We start from the raw sequence: 22928 nt of genomic DNA, 5'->3' as shown, positions 1-22928 counted from the left end.
TTTGCTTGGAACGAGGAAAACCTATGGTTTCAGGTAACTGGGCAAGGGGTATCTTGCATTGACGATTTCCGCATTGTAACGCCCACCTTTTTCGCTCTTGAACCTCTTATAAATTTCACTTCGATACTTCTTTTTATCGGGCGTACTCGGCCTGAAGCGATCTTTTACCAAGCCTATTTCCTCAAAAGGTATGGGCTTAAAATTGGGCTTTGGGGTAAAATCTTTATTAAAACTAAAATCGAGGGAAGACACGTCGCGAAAAACACTTAGGTCAATATCGGTGGGCAATTCAAAATGGCCCTCTACCGGAAGGTCCGTAAAACGACCGACCTCACTACTCTCTAGGCCTTCAATTGTACCTGAACCACCGTGTATGTGAAATTTTTGACTGACTTTAAAGGTGTAATTATCCTTCACGTGACAAAACGTCTGTGCCCAAGGGTTGCTTTCTATCATTTCTTTCATTTCGGGGAAAGCTTCCTTCCACGGCGATTTTAACCAGCCTTCTTCTCCAATAACACTTTCAACAATATTGAGATAATCCCCTTTGTCTCCCTTGGGAAGGTCTCGCCCAAATTTAGAGAGGTCCTTCCATCGATCTTGAATTTCATCGGGAGATATAGCGCTTTTATTCGTCCACCACATTACCGAGCAGTCCATGGTAATGTTATTTTGATAATCATTTAATGGACCTTGAAAAGCGGCACCACCGCGACCCGACCTATAAAATACATTTCCATAGATTTTCAGACCTGCGCCACCATCGTCATTTCTAAAGGCCATAACCGGATGTCCCCCAGGTTCAATGAGGTGGTGTACAAAATTGTACCGCAGCACATTGTTCATGGTATACCATTGCGCCCCACAGTAGGCTACGTTAAAATCTCCCATTTCATAACCTATGTTATAAAATTCATTGTATTCCATTAAAAGATCTACCGTTTTGTAGGAGATAGCCCCGTTCATGTTGTACAAAAGGTTGTGCGCAAAATATATACCGACACCCGATAAGCCTATGAGCCCATACCCACGATAACGGCAATCCCTTATGATGTTATTGGTTGCGAAATTGAAGCAGTGTTCCAAGGATCGAAAATCGCCTCCGGAGATACTAAAGGCCGCATAAAGATCATAGAAATTACAAGCGGTAATACCGTTGTATTTCCCTCCAATTATGTTGACTCCCTTTCCGGCGCCGTTACGAACGGTACTTGTGGCCAAGAGGTTGTGTTCCCCTCCTTCTATACTCACGGCCAAATCGGCCGTATTTTCGAAAACGAAGTTCTTTAAAATTACGTTTGAGGTGTTCTTAAGGCTGATCATTGCCAATTTTCCGCTTTTGCCTTTCTCGCCTTTCCCTTGGTCGCCAATCACGGTCAATCTTGATGTTTTTGGCATAAATCCGGCAATAGGCCAGACGTACAAGCGTTGTTCCTTTTTGTCGAAATACCATTCCCCCGGTTCGTCCAATTCTGCCAAAACATTAAAAAGGCGTACCCTTCTTGGTATGGACTTGATCTTGTTGACAATTCCGTATCGGGTGTGGTGCAACAGCTGAACGGAACCCTCCTCTATATTGCCTACGGCTTCGTTCTGAAAGTACCAATCATTATGAAAGTAGCCTTGGACCCTCATATCTCCCGTTCTTTTAAATTCATCCGCAATAGAAGGTGAAAGGTTTTCCTTAAACCTAAATTTCCCACCGGTCGGGTTTTCCTTACTGTAGGGCATAGGTTTCTCATTAGGTTTAAGCCAACGTGTAGTGGGACCTTCCTCTAAAATTTCCCCTATATGGTTATATCCTCGATTCGGCCACTGTGCCAATTGCAACATACTACCGTTCATGGCCAATTGCCCATATTCACCATCACCCTTAAACGCCTTAGCGGCTTGATGCTTCGTGAGGTCTATACTCAAGACTTTTCCACGTGCTTTCGGGTGGAGTCTGGCCAGCAGTTTTTCATTTTTTACCTTATGCAATTTTTTTACGTTGAGTTCTGCTCCAGAAGAGAAAATCACCTCATCGGGGGCCTCTCCGCTATAGACCACGGGTTTATCAGGACTTCCTGAATCTTCTTTTAATAGTCGAAACTCGTTTTCAATAAAATAGGTCCCTTTCAATACGACTACCTCAATCCCTCCATCGGGCAAGCCCTTAGTGGTTTTTAAGTTCCTTATCGCATTTCTTGCGGCCTCCAAACTCCTAAAGGGCTTGTTTTTCGTTCCGGGGTTATTGTCCTTACCGTTCGGACCAACATAGAATTTTGCGCCGGGTGCTACATCCTTTAAAAATTGATTGTCGGTGTATTTGGCACTGTATTCGGGAAACGAAAATGCGGGTTGCCCTTCTTCCTTATTTTCTTGTGCATGCCCCAAAGAATAGATAAGCAGATTAACAAGTAGTAAGGCCGTTGGCCTCATAAAGGCAAACCGATGTTGGTTAAAGCGTAAGCTATTCATTTTCTGTTCAATTTTGAATTTGCAAGTTCATTTTCTGTTTTATATCCATCAATGGTCGGATCCACTTCTGAGGTATTTGACCACTTTGGTCGGGCGGCACGTTCAGTAGAAAGTTTACATCATTATCCAAACAATCCTGAAATTTGGAGGTCAGCTCGTCTATGGGTTTGGCCTCGTCATCAATTTCCCAAAACCACTCATTGCCTATGGGCATGTTCGATTCGGCAGGTAGGTAGTACCGTCGATTTTTTATTTCCCATACGGGATCATACGGTTTTTCGGGAGAGAAACGCTCTAAGGTCAAAACATCGGTGGGCCAGGCCTTTTTATCTAAAAAGACAAGGTCCTTCCCTACCTTTTTCTTTCCATGGTTCATGACGATGAGCATATCTGGGTATTTTTTTGAGATACGGTCGTAGATGAACTGTCGATAGCCATCGCCTAGAATGATGGGAATATCGATCCAGAATTCGACCAAGGGACTGTATCTTTCAAGGAGCTCATCTATTTGCGCGGTCATGAAATTCTGATATAAATGGGAGGTGTACGGTGCTCCTTTTGCCGGTTCCATTTCCGTAGGTGTGACCATGGCCCCATTATAATTTTCCGACTTGCCCGGCATAAGACTTCCGAAAGTATGATGATTGTCCCATGCACAATAATAGAGTCCCGGCCGTATTCCCTGCTTACGACACTCCTTTACAAATTCACCTACCACATCAACAGTCGTTTTATTTCCCGACACATCGTAATCGGTATAATCGGAGGGCCATAAACAATGGCCCGCAACATGTTTGGCCGTCAAAACCGCATAGGTCATACCCGCCTCTTTTGCCACCCTGACCCATTGCGATACATCTAAATTGGTCGGGGCATAGGTATCTAGCGGTGCTTGGCCATCGGGCAGTTCTTCCCCTAAAAACGTACTCATACCAAAATGTATGAACATACCGTACTTCAACGCCTGCCATTCCCTCAATTTTGATTCGGGCAACCGTTGTTGGCTTACCATATCGTGATTCTCTTTCCCTTTTGGGGAGACCATGTCTTTACAAGCGAACAAGGGCAAGCACAAAAGCAGTACGATGCGTAATTTGGAGGTTATATTTTTAGAGTATTCCGCCATTATTTTTTTACGCCATCGATTTTAAACGTCCACGCATAATCACAAGGCACTTCCGATGCCGTCAACGAGGGAACGTTCACTATAATATCCTTTCCACTTTGTTCCCATTTTAAAGGGCCTTCATGACCAAGTAAGGTCACCTTGGCGTCGGACTTCAATTTGACGTTTTTAACCGTCAGGTTTCCTTTGGGGTATACCGGACAAATACCGTACAACGTTTGCCCCTTCTGGGTGAAGAAAATCTCTTTAGAGGCAAACCCGGGTTCTGGATCGACCGTCAGTTTCATAACATCGTACTTCACTTTATACCGTCCTCTTTTGGCATCTTGCACTTTACCATCGGTCCACTGGCATGTTTCCTTCCATAGCGTAGTGCCGTAAATTGCCTCTCCGTTCACCTTGAGCCAATCTCCCATTTCCAAAAGACGTTCCTGCATGATTACGGGTATGCGTCCATCTGCCGTTGGGCCTATGTCCAAAAGAAAGTTTCCTCCCCTACTCACTATATCGATCAACATATACAGAAGCTCTTGGGTAGAATTGTAATCTTCGAAATTTTCGGTTTTACTAAACCCGAATGAATGGGCCATGCCTCGATTTTCTTCCCAAGGCACATCCGCATTGGGCATTCCCGAACCGTACTCGGTAGTATAGTAGCCCCCATGGTGATGTCTTGTCTCTTTTCCCCATCGGTCATTGATCACTACATCTTCTTTACTCGGTGATTCATTGTACAACCAAGACAATAGCTCGGTCGCCTTCCATGTCGTATGGGGGTAGTCCCATTCACCATCGGTAAAAATCAAGGATGGGGAATATTTGTTGACCACATCTTTAAACTGGGGCACCATATGTTGGTCAACGTACAGGTTTACATCAGAAGTGTACAAGGGATTGAACCACTCGTAGAGCGAGTAATAGATTCCCATTTTCACGTCGGTTTTACGTACTGCGGTCGTAAGTTCACCTAAAAGATCGCGACCGGGACCGGAGTTGGTAGCACTCCACGGGCGGCCCCATGATTTGTCGGACTCCTTACTCGGCCACAAGGTGTAACCGTCATGGTGTTTGGAAGTCAGCACCACATATTTGGCCCCAGACTTCTCAAAAATACGGGCCCATTGATCCGCATCGTACATATCGGCCGTGAACAAGGGTACAAAATCAGGATAGGTAAAATTTTCCCCATAGACCCGATTATGGAATTCATTGGTTTCCTTATACCCATTTTTAACCCTTTGCGGATTGGCCAAATTCATCCAGTACCATTCCGAATATTCGCCCACCTTAGAAAAGGCCGGTACCGAATAAGGTCCCCAATGTATGAAAATACCGAATTTGGCGTCGGTATACCATTCAGGAACGGGGCGACTGTCTAAAGATTTCCAATTGGCTTCGTATTGTTTCTGTGCAAAGCCCTGTAAGCTTAACAAGAGCGTTAAGAGAAATAGTTTCCCTTGATTCGTATGTATCATTTTAACCATAATTTATTTTTTTGTTTTGATATTGAGTTCCCTGTCCAATAGATAAGATTGCCCTGCCTCGGTTTCTAGTTCAATACTTTTATCGCCATACACCAAATTGCAGGTATTCCCTTTTTTAGAAAGTATTTTTACAGCCCTTAATTTTCCGTCCTTCCAGGCCATGGAAAGCTCAAATCCGCCACGGGCCCGAATGCCTTGAATACTCCCATCTTTCCAAACCAAGGGCAAAGCCGGTAAAATTTCAATTATATTTTGGCCAACATCATTAATACGATGACTTTGAAGAAGCATTTCGTTCATTGCTGCTGCCATACCTAAATTTCCATCGATTTGAAAGTACTTTTCAGGATAAAAACTGACCAACATATTAGGAAACAAGTTTTCAATGAAGCTCCTTTTTATTATATAATAAGCCTCATCCCCTTTGTTAAGTCTTGCCCAAAAATTAGCTTTAGTTCCGCTGACCCAACTCCCTGTTGTTTCATAAGAGGCAACAAAAGGATCTCTTGCCTTTATTGTCTTTTCCGCGGCCATAGCTAATTCAGGACTATCGGAATAGTTAATTTCAGTGCCCGGATTAACTCCCCACAGCGGTGCTAATTGCCCACTAATATTACGGGGTTCGGCAGACCATGCCCATTCCATTAACTCCCCTGTTTCTTGATTAATGGTTGAGGGCCTGAGCTTCTTAGTCATCAAAACCAAACTATCGCGATATACCTTATCGTCATTTAAAATTTCCCCTGCCCTAAGACAATTACCGAACAAATCGCGAAGTATCTGATTATCCATGGTAGGCCCCTCGGCCAACCTTCCTTCCTTTCCGTTAGGCAATCGATACGACTGTTCAAAAGAAACTGACGGTGAGGTTACGAGATAACCATCATTTCCTTCGGATAAAAAATCAAAGAAGAAAAGGGAAGCTTCTTTCATTATTGGATAAACCTTCTTAAGGAATTCCTTATTCTGAGAGTATTGATAACTTTCCCAAAGATGTCTTGTCAACCAGGCTCCCCCAAATGTCCATAACCCCCAAGTTGCCCCATCTACAGGAGTGGCGGCTCGCCATAAATCTGTATTGTGATGAGCTACGAATCCCCGACAACCATAGTGCTCCCTGGCTACTTTGGCTCCAGTTTCCCTTAAATCGTACAATAATTCGAATAAAGGTTCGTGGCATTCGGCGAGATTGGCGCTTTCAACCATCCAATAATTCATGGGCAGGTTAATGTTCAAGGTCCACTTCGATCCCCAAGCCGGTTGCATATTATCGTTCCAAATGCCCTGAAGATTGAGAGGTTGACTTTTTTTGCGCGAACCAGAAATAATTAAATACCTGCTCATTTGATAAAACAACTCGTCAATAACAGGTATTCTTTCGCCCTGCACAAAACGGTCGATCAATTCATTCGTTGGCACATCAGAAAATTCGCCCAAACCAAAATCAACCTGAAGTCTGTTGTACAAGCCCGAATAATCGTCTACATGTTTTCTTAATAAATCAGGGTAATCTTGATGTCTTAATTTGCTTAAAATGGCCTCGCATAACTCTTCAGGATTGGCAGAAACATCATTATATTTTTTGTAATTGGTGGCCGCCGTATAAAGTAAAACAACTTCCTGACCACCTGTTACCCGTAAGCTTCCATCAGGGTTTAAAGCAAAAGAACCATCTCCCAAAATCTCAATCCTCGATTCAAACTGAATATCCGGTTCTATACCACCACCCTTGGAGCCCTTTCCTTTTAAAATATAGGTATCTCCTTTTAAGCTACCTGAAGACTCATGTCTAGAAGTATGTTGTAAGTCAAAATGGAGTCCTTGGTCACTTTCAGTATAAAAACGCATGACCACAACATCATCTGGAAACGAAGCCAAATACTCACGAGTGTACAATTCTCCGTTTTCCTTAAATGAAATATTTACAATCGCCTCGTTCAGGCTCAAACTGCGTTTATAATCAGTTATGTTTCCTTTATGTGGAAAATTAAATTCCAATTTCCCCAAAGGTTGATAGCTTTGTAATTTCTTAGGTTTTCCTATCATATATTGGTCCCCTACCTGAAGAGCTTCGTCATATTTTTTATCTAAAATCAATTGACGAATTTCTTTGAGATGCCCCTTAGCTTCAGGATTTATATAATCATGTATACCTCCCGTCCACACCGTTTCCTCATTAATGACAAGCGTATCCCTCTCAACATTACCTGCTATCATAGTACCTATCCTTCCATTACCTATCGGCAATGATTCCTTCCATTGGGCAGCGGGCTCGTTGTACCAAAGTTTTAGATTCTCTTGGCCCCGAAGGATGGCAACACAACCAATGTTCAATAGTGCCAACAGTATAATTTGGGGTACATTTTTTTTTCTCACCCCAAGTAATACTATGGTTTTGTATGACTTTATCACTTCTTCCATTTTGACACTTATTCCTTTTGGACCAAACTGAGTCCCCTATCCAATAGATAAGATTGCCCTGCCTCGGTTTCTAGTTCGATACTTTTATCGCCATACACCAAATTGCAGGTATTCCCTTTTTTAGAAAGTATTTTTACAGCCCTTAACTTTCCGTCCTTCCAGGCCATGGAAAGCTCAAATCCGCCACGGGCCCGAATGCCTTGAATACTCCCTTCCTTTAATTCGGCAGGTAATGCCGGCAGCAGCAACACCCTGTTGTTTTGACTCTGCAGTAACATTTCATTGATTCCGGCTAGGGCTCCAAAGTTTCCATCTATTTGAAAAGGAGGGCAGGCATCGAACAAGTTCGGATAGGTCCCTCCCGGGCCTCCATGTCCTGTATAACTGGTGGGCTTCAATAAAGTCTTTAGCACTTTAAAGGCATGGTCTCCATCGTTCAACCGTGCCCAAAGGGCAATTTTCCAACCAAGGGACCAACCGGTACCCCCATCGCCTCTGATTTCAAGCGATTTTCTCGCGGCGTTCCATTCCTTGGGCGTTCTTTCCGGGGTGAATTGCGCCCCAGGATAGAGTCCGTATAAATGGCTTACATGGCGATGTTGTAACTCAGGGACCTTCATGTCCCAGTCATCCAACCACTCCTGTAATTGTCCCTCCGAACCTATTTTGTCGGGAGCCAGTTTACTTCGGGTTTCTACGAGAAGTTCCCTAAAATCGGAATCGACGTTCAATATCTCGGAAGCCTTGATACACTGGGCGAAAAGATCCCGAAGCAATTGAGTATCCATTGCCGGGCCCGCGCAAACGCTAATATTCCCTTCCATATGTCTATTTTCGGGAGATATGCTCGGATTGGTCACCAAGTAACCGTATTCGGGATGAGTTACCAATGTATTCACAAAGAATTCGGCTGCGCCCTTTATCACGGGATAGTGTAATCTAAGAAAGGCCTTGTCTTCGGAAAACAGGTAGTGTTCCCATAAATGGGTCGTAAGCCAGGCCCCACCGGTAGGCCAAATTCCCCACGCCGCCCCATCTAGTGGCGTCGTGGTCTTCCAGATATCCGTATTGTGGTGTAGTACCCACCCGTCGGCCCCATAATTGTTTTTTGCCGTTACGGCCCCGGCCTCTGCCAGTTCTCGAATAGAGGTAAACAAGGGGATGGCACATTCCGCCAAATTGCTCGCCTCTGCAGGCCAGTAATTCATCTCTAAGTTGATATTGGTAGTGTACTTACTGTCCCAAGGAGGGGTCAGATGAGGGTTCCATATACCCTGTAAATTCGCCGGTTGGCTATTTCCCCTTGAACTGCTCATTAAGAGATAGCGCCCAAATTGATAATATAGCGCAACCAAACTGGGGTCGATCTCCTCTTGAAATTTCTCTAATCGTTCGTTGGTCGGTAAGCCTGAATTCAAATTGGTGGGCATATCGAAGTCTAAGCGTTCAAACAAGCGCTGATGATTGGTTATATGCTGTGCCCGTATCTGCCCGAAGCTTTTAAGATGCACCATATCCAATAAGGTCTTGCACTTAAAATCGGGATCACCCGAAACATCTTTATAATTTTTAAAGTTCGTGGCCGCGAATAGCAGAAGGGTCACCTTAGAAGCCCCTGAAACCGTAATCGTGGAATCGTTAACGGTAGTTTGTCCGTCGTTTTCCCCAATATTCAATCTTGAGACAAAACGGAGTTCACTTTTTCTGTTGCCCCTATCGGGAGCTGTGCCCGAGAGTTCTAGGTTATTTGCATCCAAGACCCGGGATTTTGCCCCAATTTGGTTATCCAGGGCAAGGGAAAAATTAAGGCTTTTCTCTTTACTAGCCTCTAGTCTAATGACTATGGCATTTTCTTCGACGGCAGAAAAGACCTCACGTTTGTACGCTATTCCCTTTGAGCTGAACCCAACCTTGCTTATGGCCGTTCTAAGGTCTAGTTCCCTTCGGAAATCGGTGATATCGTCAAGGCCTTTCATTTCAATAACAACATCGCCCATCGGCAGGTAAGGCATCATTTTAGGACCGATGATATGTTTATTGATAAGAGCATCGGCCTCTTTGTATTTTCCGTCGAAGACCAGTTTCCTGACCTCTGGCAGATAACTCTTGGTCTCGGGTTTACTAGGGGTTATCGGGCCTCCTGCCCAAAAGGTATCTTCGTTGAATTGAATTCGTTCCGTTATGGGACGTCCAAAAACCATGGCCCCCAGACTTCCATTCCCCACGGGCAAGGCTTCTTCCCAAATTTCGGCCGGCCTGTCGTACCACAACTTCAATTCCGCTTTATCACCTGTTTCCTTTGGCTTCTCGGCACATCCTAAGAAAAGACACAAGCACAGCAGCCTGATAGAATTCGTAAAGCTTAAAAGATTCAAAAATCTCATAATATGCCGCTATTTTTTGACGGTTAAGGCTACTTTTTTGAGGTGTTTGGAGTCCAATCCGACCATGATATCAAATTGCCCCGGTTCTATAGTCCACTTTCCATCGTTCCAATATTCCAATTGCTGGGCACCTATTTTGATACTTATTTGTTTTGTTTCACCTGGTTTTAGGGCCACTCTTTTAAAATTGCGCAGTTCCTTTTGGGGGCGTACCCTTTCGGAAAGCACATCGTGCACATACAGTTGGACCACCGTTTCCCCCGAACGGGTACCGGTATTGCTTATAGGAATATTTACCGTTGTCAGTTCATTTGAAGCTATGACTTCATTTGAAAGTCGGGGCTTACCTAGTTCAAAGGAAGTATAGCTCAACCCGTAACCAAAAGGAAACAAAGGTTCGGGATCGGAGTTATATATCTGTCTAGGGCGACCGGTTTCCAGCTTATTGTAAAACAAGGGTACCTGACCTACGTTTCTAGGAAAGCTTATCGGCAATTTACCACTTGGGTTTACCTTTCCGAACAATACATTAGCGATCGCTTTTCCTGTTTCCTGCCCTAAATACCATCCTTCTACAATGGCTTGCGAATTCTCGGCTATCCATTCAATGGATAGCGGCCTACCATTGAGCAACACCACCACATATGGTTTGCCCGTGGCGTGAATGGCCTCTACCAATTTTTGTTGTGGCCCGGGAAGTCTTAGGTCGTCACGATCTTCATTCTCTCGACAGGTCTCTTCCGACCCGCCAATAGCAACGATGGTTATATCAGAAGATTCGGCCAATGCCACTGCTTTCGGAATATTTGCCGTAGAGTCGGTAAAATCGCACCCCTCTTCAAAGGCCACATCCCTATCACTGCCGAGGTAGTTTTGTATTCCCTCTACTATGTTTACATAGTATTTAGGATTGTCGGGGGAATACCCTCCCAAACGCATGGCTTTACCATTGGGGCCTACAACACTTATTTTTTTATACTTTTCCTTTTTGAGCGGAAGAAGGCTTCCTTCATTTTTTAGGAGTACAATGGACTTCTGTGCTACTTCAAGGGCCAAGTCATTATGACTTTGGTCAAAAACGGTTTTTTTCCAATTTTTCTTAGGAATCCCCACATAAAGGGCTTTTTTAAACATTTCGGCATCGTGCTGGCTAACCTTGTCCGGCTCACCGTTATCTGGGTTTTTAAGGACATCGAAACGCTCGTCGTTTTTGATATCGGCATCAAAAAGACCTAGATCGAATTTAGCCTGTAATACATGTTTTACTGCATCGTCTACAAGTGCGATGGGCACTATCTTTTTGTTTACTGCCGATATCAGGTAATCGCCAAACATCCGGTGGTCGCTCCACCCTTGAAAAAGGGCCAATTCTTGGTGAATTCCGGCTTCTAAACCTTTTTTGGCCGCATGTTCGTAATCGGGAACATAATTAAAAACCCGTTTTAAGGAGCGCATATCCCCATTGTCAGAGACCACAAGCCCATCCCATCCCCATTCATCGCGAAGTACGGTCTGCATTACGTGTTTGTTCGCATGACAAGGTATACCGTTCAAGAGGTGGTGGGCCGGCATTATCGCACCTACCTTGGCTTCTTCAACGGCCATGCGAAATGGATATAAATGTACATTTTGGAGGGTGTATTCCGACACGTCGTGTGCCGCACCATTGTCTCCCGCCATAGGTTCCCCATCGGCCACAAAGTGTTTTGCCGTGGCCATTATATGGTTTTCATCAAAGCGTTCCGTTCCCATGCCCTGCAATCCCCTAATGTATGATGAGCCGATTTTACCCACCAAATAAGGGTCTTCCCCATAGCTTTCTTCGGTTCGGCCCCAGCGTACATCGCGTACCACTGCCAGCATAGGAGTATAACATTGATGAATGCCGAAGGCCCTAGACTCCTTGGCCACCGTACGTCCCATTCTTTCGATCAGCTCGGTATCCCAAGTACTTGCCATGGCTATGGCTTGCGGAAATACCGTTGCGCTATCCATTTTTATTCCGTGAAGGCATTCATTGGCGCTCAGGTTCGGTATACCCAATCGCATATTGGCATTGGGGTATTGCGTGGCCAATTGATGTACTTTTTCCTCTAGGCTCATTTTAGAAATGAGCTTTTCTATCTTCTTGTCGGAAGATCGTACTTTATCTTGGGCAAAGCCCATATTAAACATGACCAAGGCCAAGAAGGTAAAAGTGAAATAACGTGACGTAAAGGAATCCATTGACTTGTATCGTTTCATTCTAATTAATAAGGAGCGTTATAGAAGACCTGTATTTTTCGTATTTCAGGTACCCCTCCTACCGATTCTAAATTTTTAAACCTGATCTTATTAGTTTCAACCGTTTCTATCCTATCGATTTTTTTATGTCCAATGGTTTCATAACCTGGTTTAGGGTTGTATGGCGGTTTGGCTATAGGAAAATGATTTTTTGGATTTAATGGTTGCCATTTTCCATTTATATAGGCTTCTAAAACATATTTGACCACGCGCTGCCCATTGGCGATATTTTCCATCAATACCACCGTATTAATCTTTCGTGGTCGACTCCAGCTAAGTTCAACCGTATTCCCCCTTTGTATTTGCCTCGATTCCGCGATGGGGCTAGAAAACCTTCTTTTTATTTCATCCCCAAAGTTTTTTGCCGCAGTAACAATAGTGTCTGGAATTAGACCGCGATTGTCCGGAGGTAGATTGATAATCGTGTTGGCTCCTAGGCCAACGGTTCTATAATAAAGGTCGACATGTTCCGACAATGACCTTGGTAAGGTTACTTCGGGGTGCCAGAACCAACCTCCTTCATGAAAGGCCCAATGCGTAGTACATTCCCTCACCCTCCAAAACTTACCCTCGGGATGCCCTGTTCTTACCTCGGTTTCTAAAAGGCCATAATCATTCTCGACATTCTTATCCTTTGAGCCGGCAGAAGGCCTGGTATAATTTGTTCCATCTACCGTATTTACCGCGTTCCACATTGGGTAGACCACGAGGCCCGATTCATTTCCCGGAACCCAAGTTTCGGGGCCCATAAATACCATATTGGGTTGAAGTTCGGCCACCAAATCGGTAATCGGATTCCAAATATCTTCGCTACCTGGTGCTCCCCAATGATCCGACCACATAAAATCTATGGGGCCATAATTAGTGAGCAGTTCCCGCATTTGCCCCATCTGCACTTGCTTGTATTTTTCTTTGAGGCCTGGTCTTTGAAAAGCAATGTTCATTAATGAATCACGATTGTCGGCCCATCCGATACGACCATCATACCAGCTAAGGCCGGCATTGGCATCGTGACTTGAGGTGTGATAAAAACCAATTTTCATGTCATGTTTACGACAGGCATCAACAAATTCTTGGGCGATATCACCTTTACCTCCCTTGTAAGGGCTGTTGGCAATCGTATAATCGGTGGTCTTTGAGGGCCACAAGCAAAATCCCCCTTCGTGCCTAACAGTGAGACAGGCGTATTTTGCACCCAACGCCTTGGCTGCCAACACCCATTGTTCGGCATCTAATTCACTGGGATCAAACTCAGAAGGCGATACTTTTCCATCCCCATGTTCCTGTCCACTAAATACATTCAAACCAAAATGGATAAAAGCTCCAACTTCCCAATCCGCAAACGCAATTTGTTTGGCACTTGGTTTCGCAAGCTCAAACTCTTCTATACTAGCGGGTGACGATTTTTGGTTTTTACAGTTTACGAATAACGCAAACAGTAATACGTAAGAAAAATATTTCATAAATACATCTATTTATTACTTCAGTTTAAACTGAATATTGCCCCAAACGGCATGATCAGAATTGGCATTATCTCCCCCGTCGGTTGTAATGAGGCGAAGTTTACTGGGTGAATACGGAAAATCAACATCAATATTGACTCCGTCATCGTTCCCTGTTAGTGTTTCACTCGTGTATAGGTCAGTCCACACACCGTCTTGATACGTTCTTACAATAAAAACGACCGAGCCGTTATGATTTGCCAAATCGTCTATACCTATAGTGGCCGTTATACCTTTAACATCTTGGTACTGTGATATATTAAATTCGATATGCCCTTTCTTCGTTTTACCGACCGGACAAACCATTAGCCCTTTTTGAAATGTTTTCCCATTGATGACTATATGATTACCGATATAATTTTTATCTCGTTTTACCCCGTTATGCGCAGATTCAGATGTAGATTCCAATCCACTTAAAAAGGGAAACTTCGAGTCAAAATTCTTTACTACCGGCGGGCAATTAAAAACCGACATCTGTCTGATTTCAACAGGGTGCACAATGGATTCTAAACTTCTAAACCGTATTTTATTTGTAGTTACCGGCTCTATTCGGTCTATTTTCTTGTGGCCAATGGTCTGATACCCAGGACTACTATTATAGGGTTTAAATCCAATTAGCTTGTTTCTAGGTTTCAGTTCTTGCCACTTTTTATCTACATACGCCTCTAATATATATTTTGCCACTTTTTGTCCGTTTGCTATGTTTTCCATAGTGACAACGGTATTAATAATTTTAGGCTCTGCCCATGACAATACCAATGTATCTCCCTTATGTATCTTATTGGTCTGGGCTATTGGATTTGAAAATCGCTCCTTGATTTCATCACCGAAAATCTTGGCGGCCATTACGAAATCTTCCGGTATAAGTCCTCGGTCGTCAGGGGGTAAATTAATGATAGTATTGGCTCCAAGCCCTACGGTTCTATAATACAGGTCTAAATGTTCCCATAATTTTTTGGGGGTGGTTGTCTTCACCGAATCGGGGTGCCAAAACCATCCTCCATAATGAAAGCCTGAATTTGTCGTGCATTCACGTACACGCCAAAATTTTCCTAATGGATGTCCTGTAAGGACATCTGTTTCCAAAAGTCCATAATTATTTTTCTTATCCGTAATATCGTTTTTGGTTGGCGCCGGTCTAGAATAGTTTGTTCCATCTACCGTATTCACTGCATTCCACATAGGATATACAACATGCCCCGTTTCATTTCCAGGGACCCAAGTATCGGTTCCCATAAATACCATTTCCGGTTGCAATTCTTCAGCCAAATCCGTTACAGCCCGCCATACCCCATTTGGGTCTTGTGCATTCCAATGGTCAGACCACATAAAACCAATCGGGCCATATTCGGTAAGGAGCTCCCTCATTTGTTCTACCTGAATCTTTTTCAGCCGCTCTTTAAGACCTGGATCGTTTTTATGGGCAGAAGACATGGCCTTTCCCCAAGTAGTCATCCAGTCTAACGGAAGGTCCAGTTCTCCTTTGTAATCCTTGAGGGTTGCATTAGCATCAAAGGCGGCGGTATGGTAGAATGCCGGCACCATGTCATGTTTACGACAAGCATTGACAAACTCTCTTACAATATCACCTTTACCCGCTTTATACGGGCTGTTGGCAATCGTATAATCAGTAGTTTTGGAGGGCCATAAACAGAAGCCCCCTTCATGTCTAACCGTTAGACAGACATATTTAGCTCCTAATGCTTTTGCTGTCAGTACCCATTGCTCGGCATCCAATTGGGTAGGATTGAATTTTGATGGCGGCTCCTGTCCATCGCCATGTTCCTGCCCTGTAAAAGTGTTTAAATCGAAGTGTATAAAGGCTCCCACCTCCCAGTCTGCAAACGCAATTTGTTTGGCACTTGGTTTCGCCAATTCAAAAGAAGGAGAATCTTGTGCCATAGCGGTAACGGTACTCAAGGCTATAGGTAACAGCAACGTAAAGATTAATTTAATTTTCATTGGTTGTGGTTTATATTTTCAAGTCTCCACTGACGTGAATATCTTCTGCAGAGCTTCCTACCATGATTTTGAACCTTCCCGGTTCGAGCACAAATTCCATTTGCCTATTGTAAAGCGACAAATCGTCTTGCGACAAGGTAAAATTCACCGTTTTGGTTTCCCCGGCCTCCAAGGAAATCCGTTCAAACCCCCGAAGCTGTTTTTCATAGACCGTTACACTCGAGGTTTCATCGGAAAAATAAAGCTGAACGATTTCATCGCCCTTTCGCTTCCCTGAATTAGTAATATCCACAGAAACCACTACATCCCCCAAACCGTTTTTGATATTCGATTCGATTTTTAAGTTCGCATAATCAAAAGTGGTGTAACTCAGACCGTAACCAAAAGGATAAAGAAAGCCGCCTACCCGTGTTTTTCCCGAACCGTTGGGTCCTTTAGCGGGTTGATCGGCTTGGGCGCCCGGTTTCGAAGGAAAGTTCATCGGTAACTGCCCTACGGTTTTAGGGAAGGATACCGGAAGCTTTCCGCCCGGATTGTAATTTCCTGCCAGTACATCGGCTATGGCCGACCCACCAAATTTCCCTTGAAACCATCCTTCAACTATACCCGGCACATATTTATCGACCCAATTAATGGTCATCGGCCGCCCATTGATCAACACCACGATTACCGGGGTACCCGTTTTATAAATTTCCTCGACCAGTTTTTGTTGGTTTCCCGGAAGGTCTAATGAGGTTCTAGATCTCGATTCCCCCACGGTTTCTTCGTCGTCGCCCAAAACCACTATGGCCAAGCCTACCGTTTTTGCCATTGCCACCGCCTTGTCGATTTCACTTTGTTCCGCTTCTGTCGGAGGGGTGTTCATCAATTCGCTATCGGGCCAGTTTTCATCAAAAAAATCACAGCCCTTGCTATACTTTATCTCTATATTTTTGGGGAATTTCTCCTTTATTCCGTCAAAGACCGAAACCACATCAATGTGCGAAGGGCCATATCTACTTACCGAGTGATCGATGGCCTTGGCATTGGGGCCTGTAACCAAAATCGATTTGTATTTTGAAAAATCGAGAGGGAGAATGTTTTCTTCGTTTTTCAGCAAAACAATGCTTTCCAGGGAAGCTTGGTATGCCACTTCTTGGTACTCAGGCTTCCCGACGGTCTTATCGGCCTCTTTCATTTGCTTCCCATAAGGAGCATCAAAAAGTCCCTGCCAGAATTTTACCCTAAGGATATCGCGTACACGGTCGTCAATGGTGGCCATATCAAGCCCTCCTTCCTTGACCAATTCTCGAACCGGAAGAATAAAGTCTTCCGGCATGGTAAAATCGGTTCTTATATTCAAACCTGCGAGAACGGCCTGCCGAACCGCATCTTTACGGTCTTTGGCCACATGGTGCTTATCGGCGATGAATTCAACTGCACGGCTATCGGACACCACATAACCTTTAAAGCCCCAATCGTCACGTAGAATATCGTTCAAAAAATATTTGGACGAGCTCACCGGCACGCCATTGTAATCGTTATATGAACTCATCACCCCCATGGCGCCGGCATCTTTGATAGCACGTTTGAAGGGATGTAAGTAAAGCGAAAACAATTCGCGCTCGGTAATATGGGCATCGGTTCGGGCATCGCCGTCACGACCTCCTTTGGGCGCACTGTATATGGCAAAGTGTTTGGGAGTGGAAACCACTTTCTCTTGCTGTATGCCCTTTACCATTTGATATCCGAGTTCGCCTACCAAGTAGGGGTCTTCCCCGTAGCACTCTACTACCCTGCCCCAGCGTGGGTCGCGGGCAATATCGAGTATGGGCGAATACACATTGGTATAGCCCAATAGCCGGGCTTCTCTTCCTGTAATATGTCCTATTTTACCGACCAGATTTTTGTTCCATGTAGCCCCTACCCCAAGTTGTGAGGGGAAACTAGTGGCCTTTTCATGGCACAGCCCCCGTATGCCTTCGTTGGTAAAATCAACGGGAATACCCAAACGGGTTTCTTCAACAAAGAATTCTTGAATGGTGTTCAAGGCCTTGATATGATTCGAGGGAGGCCAAGCCTTGTCGGTCACGGCCGAAGGGTGGTAAGCTAGATTATTGAGTTGCTCATCTATATTGCCGATACCATCTTTCCATATCTGATTTTTCCAATCGGGAGTAGGCAATTCATCTTTCAATACCCTGCCAAAGCCATAGAGGGTAGCCATTTGGCAACTTTTTTCCTCTAAGGTCATTTGTGAAAGCAAGTCTTCAATACGAAGGTCTACAGGTTTTGTGGAATCTTCATAAACATCCTTTCTTCCGTTTTTATTAAAATCGACCCAGTTCTTGTGATATATCTTTTGCTTGCCTTGCGAATGTACTTCCTTGGGAAAAGAAAACAGAAGAATCCCGATTATCAGTGTACCTATCCTCATTTGATTATATATTTATCGTTCTTTTTTCGGCCCGGCCCGTTTTAAAAAAACACACTTCCGGGCTCTTTAACAGCATAATGGCCTAAGACCAGTTTTCGAAACATGAACACCGATTCCCCATTACCGATAGAGACATGACATGTTAGTCTTCAAATAAAGAGGAAAACACTAGACAAGGGGTGGACTATAAGATATAATAGGTAAACATTTTGTTCAAAGTCAATAAAAATGGGGCAATAACAACATTTTTCAGATTACTGGCAGAATAAGGCGCACTTTCTTGAGCCTATCCCATAAAAAAAGGAAGCCCTTAGCTTTACCTGGAAAATTGTGTTTATCTTAATCCAAACGCTTCAATGATTTTATTTCGTCAATTTTATCACATCCATACAAACAAAAAGATATTTCATTGGCTATAAAATCAAAAAATTCGTAATTTTAGACGGTCTTTCTATTGTTTCGCCACTCCCATCCAGAATATCAATATCTTTCTTTTGTTAAGTCTCACTATAAATCAAGTTTACCCCATGAAAATAGATCGGTTCGTTTGCTAAAGATTCCAATAACATCATCATAAAGACCCTACCAACCATTTTTACATTTTGAAGCTTCCCCTATGTCTAAAAAATTTTATGCTATATGGATTTTATTGTTTTTGACAAGGTTCCCTATAGTACTTGCCCAGACCCTTGAAAAGGAATCCGCCCTAGATTTTATCTCTATCACCACGGAAGACGGATTATCACAAAATACCATATACAGCATTCTAAAAGATAGAACGGGATACCTCTGGTTCGGAACCGATGACGGCCTTAGCAGGTACAATAGCTATCATGTGGATATCTTTAAAAAGAGCACCTCCCCTCTAAAAGGCCGTAAGGTCTATGATATGTTGGAAGATACAGAGGACAATATTTGGTTGGCGACCGACAATGGACTCAAACGTTATGACCCTTATTTAGAAACGATCATTGAGCATGAATTGACAAGCATATCCGATAGTCGTCCCCACGTTAGTGTTCTCGCATTTGAAAATGATTCCTTAATGTGGCTTGGCACTACTGAAGGACTATTGCTTTACCATCTCAAAAAGGGCATACTCAAAACGTACGAACACGATTATAATAACAAAAATTCCCTATCGAATTCAGATGTAAGGTCTTTGACCAAAGACAACGACAATCTTTGGGTGGGAACAGAAAATGGCTTGAACTTTCTTGATGTCAAGACCGAAAAGTTCACAAAATACTTTGGGGATTCCAAAAAGCCTGATTCTTTGGCCGGAAGCCATATAAAATCTTTGTCACTTGATCACAAAGGAGGTCTTTGGATAGGTACGGAGCGTCAAGGTATCTCCTATTTCAATAAACAGAAAGTCCGTTTTGAGAACTACAATACCAAAAACAGCTTACTTCCCCATAATGAAATCAGGGACATTTTTTACACTTCGGATAGCCATTTATGGATTGCGACCAATGGGGGCGGATTAAGCAAAATGGATACCGAAAATAGATCGTTCACCAATTACCAGCACCTTCCGGATCACACTAGTGGCTTGGTTACCAATTCCATTTATTCGGTCTACGAAGACAGGGAAGGCGTATTATGGGTAGGGACCTATACCGGTGGCATATGCTTTAACAGTGCAAAAAATGACAAGTTTGAGTTGATCAAACATTTAACCTATAACAGCAATAGTATTTCCGATAGTAGGATCCGTAGTGTGTATCTTGACCGTAACGATAAATTGTGGTTAGGTACTTGGGGTGGTCTCAACGTATACGACCCCGAAAAAGATAAATACACATCGTACCTCTATGATAAAAAGAACCCTTCATCATTGAGTTTTAATACCGTAACGAGCATTTATGAAGATTACCTCGGCAACATTTGGGTAGGCACCTATTCTGGGGGACTTAACCTCTTAAAACCTAAAAAAAACGGTTTCATCCGTTATAACAACGATGTCTTGAACCCCGGCGGTCTAAGCAGTGACATGGTTTATTGTATCATTGAAGATCCCGAGAACAATCTATGGGTAGGTACACAAGAGGGGCTAAACCTCTTCGATAGATCAAAACAAGAATTCAAGAGCTACAGCCGAAAAGATATCAGGGATATAAGAATCGGTAGCGACAATACCTTAATTTTGGCCACTTTCGGCGGCATTTGCATCTTTGACACCAAAACCAAGAGCTTTAAAAACTACCGATCACCCCAGCTGTCGTCCTTTCCGATCAGTCAAGTTCTTCTAGATAAAAAATCGGGCCATATCTGGTTTTCTTCATTAGGCGGCGGTATGGGATACCTCGATCCAAGAAATAGCGAGTTTACCATATTTACCGAAAAAGAGGGCCTACCTACCAATTTTGTCTCTAGTCTTATCGACACTGACGATGGATCGATTTGGGTCAGTACTTTTAAGGGAATTTCTAAGTTCTACAAGGCTACCTCAACCTTTGAAAATGTAGGACGGCCACATAAATTTCCATCGTATCAGTTTTATCCGCGCGCATCGACCTTTTTACCCGATAATAGACTTGCCTTTGGTGGATCAAAGGGATTGGTGGTTTTCGACCCCGATAGTATTCTAGGAAAAAGAACAGAGCCCGAAATAATTCTAACCTCCCTAAAAATAGACAATAAGGAAGTTACCGCCGGGGAAGCGTCGTCCCTACTCGAAAAAAGTATCTCTAAAACCGACAGATTATTTTTGAAGCCCGACCAAAAAGATTTCTCCATAGATTTTGTCGCCCTAGACTTCAACAACCCCGGAGGCAACCAATACGCCTATATATTGGAAAACTATATGGATGAATGGGTTCCTATCGGAAATAACAGAACCATTGGTTTTACCAATCTCAACCACGGCAATTATGTTTTAAAGTTAAAGACGCTTGGGGCATCGGCCAACGTAAAGGCTTTAGCCATCGAGATAGCCCCACCGTTTCATGCTACTTGGTGGTTTAGGACCCTAATGGTCTTATTGGTGCTTTCCTTGCTGTATCTCTACAACAAGTATACGTTTATCAGCGTTCAGCAAAAGAACGCCTTGATAGTGCAGCGGTTGAAAATGAAAAACAAACAAGATTTCAATCAAATGCGATTGCGTTTTTTTACTTATATCTCGCATGAGCTACGGACTCCGCTCACCCTTATTTCAGACCCTTTACAGCAACTGGGGCGATACAAAAAAGACCCCAAACAAGACCATCTATTTCAATTGATAGATACGAGTGTGGCACGATTACTACGTCTTGTAGATCAAATTCTTGATATCAGCAAACTTGAAGGGGACACTTTAAGCCTTCAAGTTTCCAAGCAAAATATAGCCGCGATTTTAGAAGAAGCCACCAATGCTTTCCGTGAATTCGCCATTCAAAAGGGAGTACGATTAGAATTCAAAAAGGAAGTGGAAACTATGGAAGGATGGGTCGACGAAGACAAAATAGAGAAAATCGTATACAACCTATTGTCCAACGCCTTTAAGTTCACTCCTAAAAACGGCTTGGTTTCGGTAGGATTAGGCTATAGCAAGAAGTCTAAAGGCCATATTGTCATTGAAATAAAAGACACCGGTATAGGGATTGCCAAAGAAAAACAACATAAGATTTTCGAAGGTTTCTATCAGGTGCAGGAAGCCAAGTCGCTAAACCCGAACGGGGCAGGTATCGGTCTCGACTATGTAAAACGCCTTATCACCCTTCATCATGGAACCATTGCTTTAGAAAGCGAGCCTGAGGTCGGCTCCCTGTTTTCCATAGAGTTACCCATAGAGCGAAAGTATTATCAACCCAAGGAAATCAAACAGGAAGAAATTGTAAAGACAACTTTGCCCTTGCGTCCGATAACCGTACAGAACACCGAAAAAAACCCTAGTCCCCTTCCGGTAAAGGTCCACTCCAAAAGCACCCCAAAAATATTGATCGTAGAAGATGATGTCGATATACGGTCGTACATTGTATCATCTCTTTCCGATACGTTCAAGGTCATAGAAGCCCCTAATGGGGAAGAAGGACTCAAATTAGCCCTAGAACACGCTCCAGAGTTAATCATGAGCGACACATTAATGCCGATTATGGATGGCCTACAATTCTGTGAAGCTATAAAAAAGAACGAGAAGACACGTCACATCCCCTTCCTCTTCCTCAGTGCATGGACATCGGATGAGTTTAAATTGAGGGGCTTGGAAATAGGCGCCAATGACTACATTGCCAAACCTTTCGATATTCAGATCGTAAAAGCCAGAATTGAGAACATCATCAAAAATGTCAAAAGAGTATCGGAGATATCCAAAGTAAAGGTAAACCTTGTTCCTGATGACACCTCGGTAGATTCAATCGATTCCTTATTTATCAAGAAGGCCCATTCGATTTTAGATGAAAACTTCGATAATCCGGATTTTACCGCGGAAATGTTCAAAAAGAAAATGGGCATGAGCCATTCTGCCCTGTACCGTAAACTAAAACAACTGACCGGACAGTCATCTAATGAATTTATACGCTCATATCGACTAAAAAGGGCGGCCCAGATCATACGACAAGATTCTGGTTTGCTCATTGCCGAAATTTGCATTAAAAGTGGCTTCAATGATCCCAAGTATTTTAGCAAGTGCTTTAAACAAGAACATATGCTGACCCCGTCGGAATATGCGAAGCGATACGTTTCCGGTAGCAAATCGAACGCTTTATCCGATTTGCCCTAAACCGTAAACGACACGTAATCGCCATTTACCTTCGTATAGGCCCGGGCACCCCGTCAAATTCCTAAAGCGGGTCGTATTTTGAGATAATCAAATAACCCGCAACATGATAGGAACATTCTATGACGTATCCCTTCCCGAGGAAGAAAGGGATGATAGAAGCAATCAATAATGCAAAAAGCATGTAA

10 protein-coding genes are annotated in these 22928 nt (G+C 43.5%); 1 reads left to right on the top strand and 9 read right to left on the bottom strand.

What is annotated here, in order from left to right; translation table 11 throughout:
• Positions 1-21: 21 nt before the first annotated feature.
• From BW980_RS19090 to BW980_RS19050, 9 genes are read right to left on the bottom strand one after another with little or no spacing between them, the layout of a single operon-like run.
• Positions 22-2460, bottom strand: a complete 2439-nt coding sequence (locus BW980_RS19090) for a right-handed parallel beta-helix repeat-containing protein (RefSeq protein WP_217694816.1) — start codon at positions 2458-2460, stop codon at positions 22-24.
• Between the two features lie 7 nt (positions 2461-2467).
• Positions 2468-3586, bottom strand: coding sequence for an alpha-L-fucosidase (locus BW980_RS19085; RefSeq protein ID WP_076456757.1), 1119 nt, complete (start codon positions 3584-3586; stop codon positions 2468-2470).
• Positions 3586-5061 carry an alpha-L-fucosidase gene (locus BW980_RS19080; RefSeq protein ID WP_139327738.1) on the bottom strand — a complete coding sequence of 492 codons (1476 nt, stop codon included), beginning with the start codon at positions 5059-5061 and terminating at the stop codon, positions 3586-3588. The genes BW980_RS19085 and BW980_RS19080 overlap by 1 nt, the downstream gene beginning before the upstream one ends.
• Positions 5062-5073: 12 nt before the next feature.
• Positions 5074-7491: a glycoside hydrolase family 95 protein gene (locus BW980_RS19075; RefSeq protein WP_076456755.1), complete on the bottom strand. Its 2418-nt coding sequence runs from the start codon at positions 7489-7491 to the stop codon at positions 5074-5076.
• A gap of 8 nt (positions 7492-7499) precedes the next feature.
• On the bottom strand, positions 7500-9875 hold the full coding sequence (locus tag BW980_RS19070) for a glycoside hydrolase family 95 protein (RefSeq protein WP_083690545.1): 2376 nt from the start codon (positions 9873-9875) through the stop codon (positions 7500-7502).
• 9 nt (positions 9876-9884) lie between these two features.
• Positions 9885-12119, bottom strand: a complete 2235-nt coding sequence (locus BW980_RS19065) for a glycoside hydrolase family 3 N-terminal domain-containing protein (protein ID WP_083690544.1) — start codon at positions 12117-12119, stop codon at positions 9885-9887.
• A 5-nt stretch (positions 12120-12124) separates the two neighbouring features.
• Positions 12125-13621: an alpha-L-fucosidase gene (locus tag BW980_RS19060; protein ID WP_076456752.1), complete on the bottom strand. Its 1497-nt coding sequence runs from the start codon at positions 13619-13621 to the stop codon at positions 12125-12127.
• A gap of 15 nt (positions 13622-13636) precedes the next feature.
• Positions 13637-15622: an alpha-L-fucosidase gene (locus BW980_RS19055; protein ID WP_076456751.1), complete on the bottom strand. Its 1986-nt coding sequence runs from the start codon at positions 15620-15622 to the stop codon at positions 13637-13639.
• Positions 15623-15632: 10 nt separating this feature from the next.
• Complete coding sequence (locus tag BW980_RS19050; RefSeq protein ID WP_076456750.1) at positions 15633-18038, bottom strand: glycoside hydrolase family 3 N-terminal domain-containing protein; 2406 nt, start codon at positions 18036-18038, stop codon at positions 15633-15635.
• 616 nt (positions 18039-18654) lie between these two features.
• Here BW980_RS19050 and BW980_RS19045 point away from each other — a divergent pair.
• The gene (locus BW980_RS19045) at positions 18655-22743 is read left to right on the top strand and encodes a hybrid sensor histidine kinase/response regulator transcription factor (RefSeq protein WP_076456749.1); all 4089 of its coding nucleotides are present in this window, start codon (positions 18655-18657) and stop codon (positions 22741-22743) included.
• The last annotated feature ends 185 nt before the right edge of the window (positions 22744-22928 follow it).

The organism is Zobellia uliginosa (genome assembly GCF_900156625.1).
Classification (GTDB): domain Bacteria; phylum Bacteroidota; class Bacteroidia; order Flavobacteriales; family Flavobacteriaceae; genus Zobellia; species Zobellia uliginosa.
Note: the sequence above shows the minus strand (reverse complement) of the source record. Positions and strands in the feature narration are given on the sequence as shown.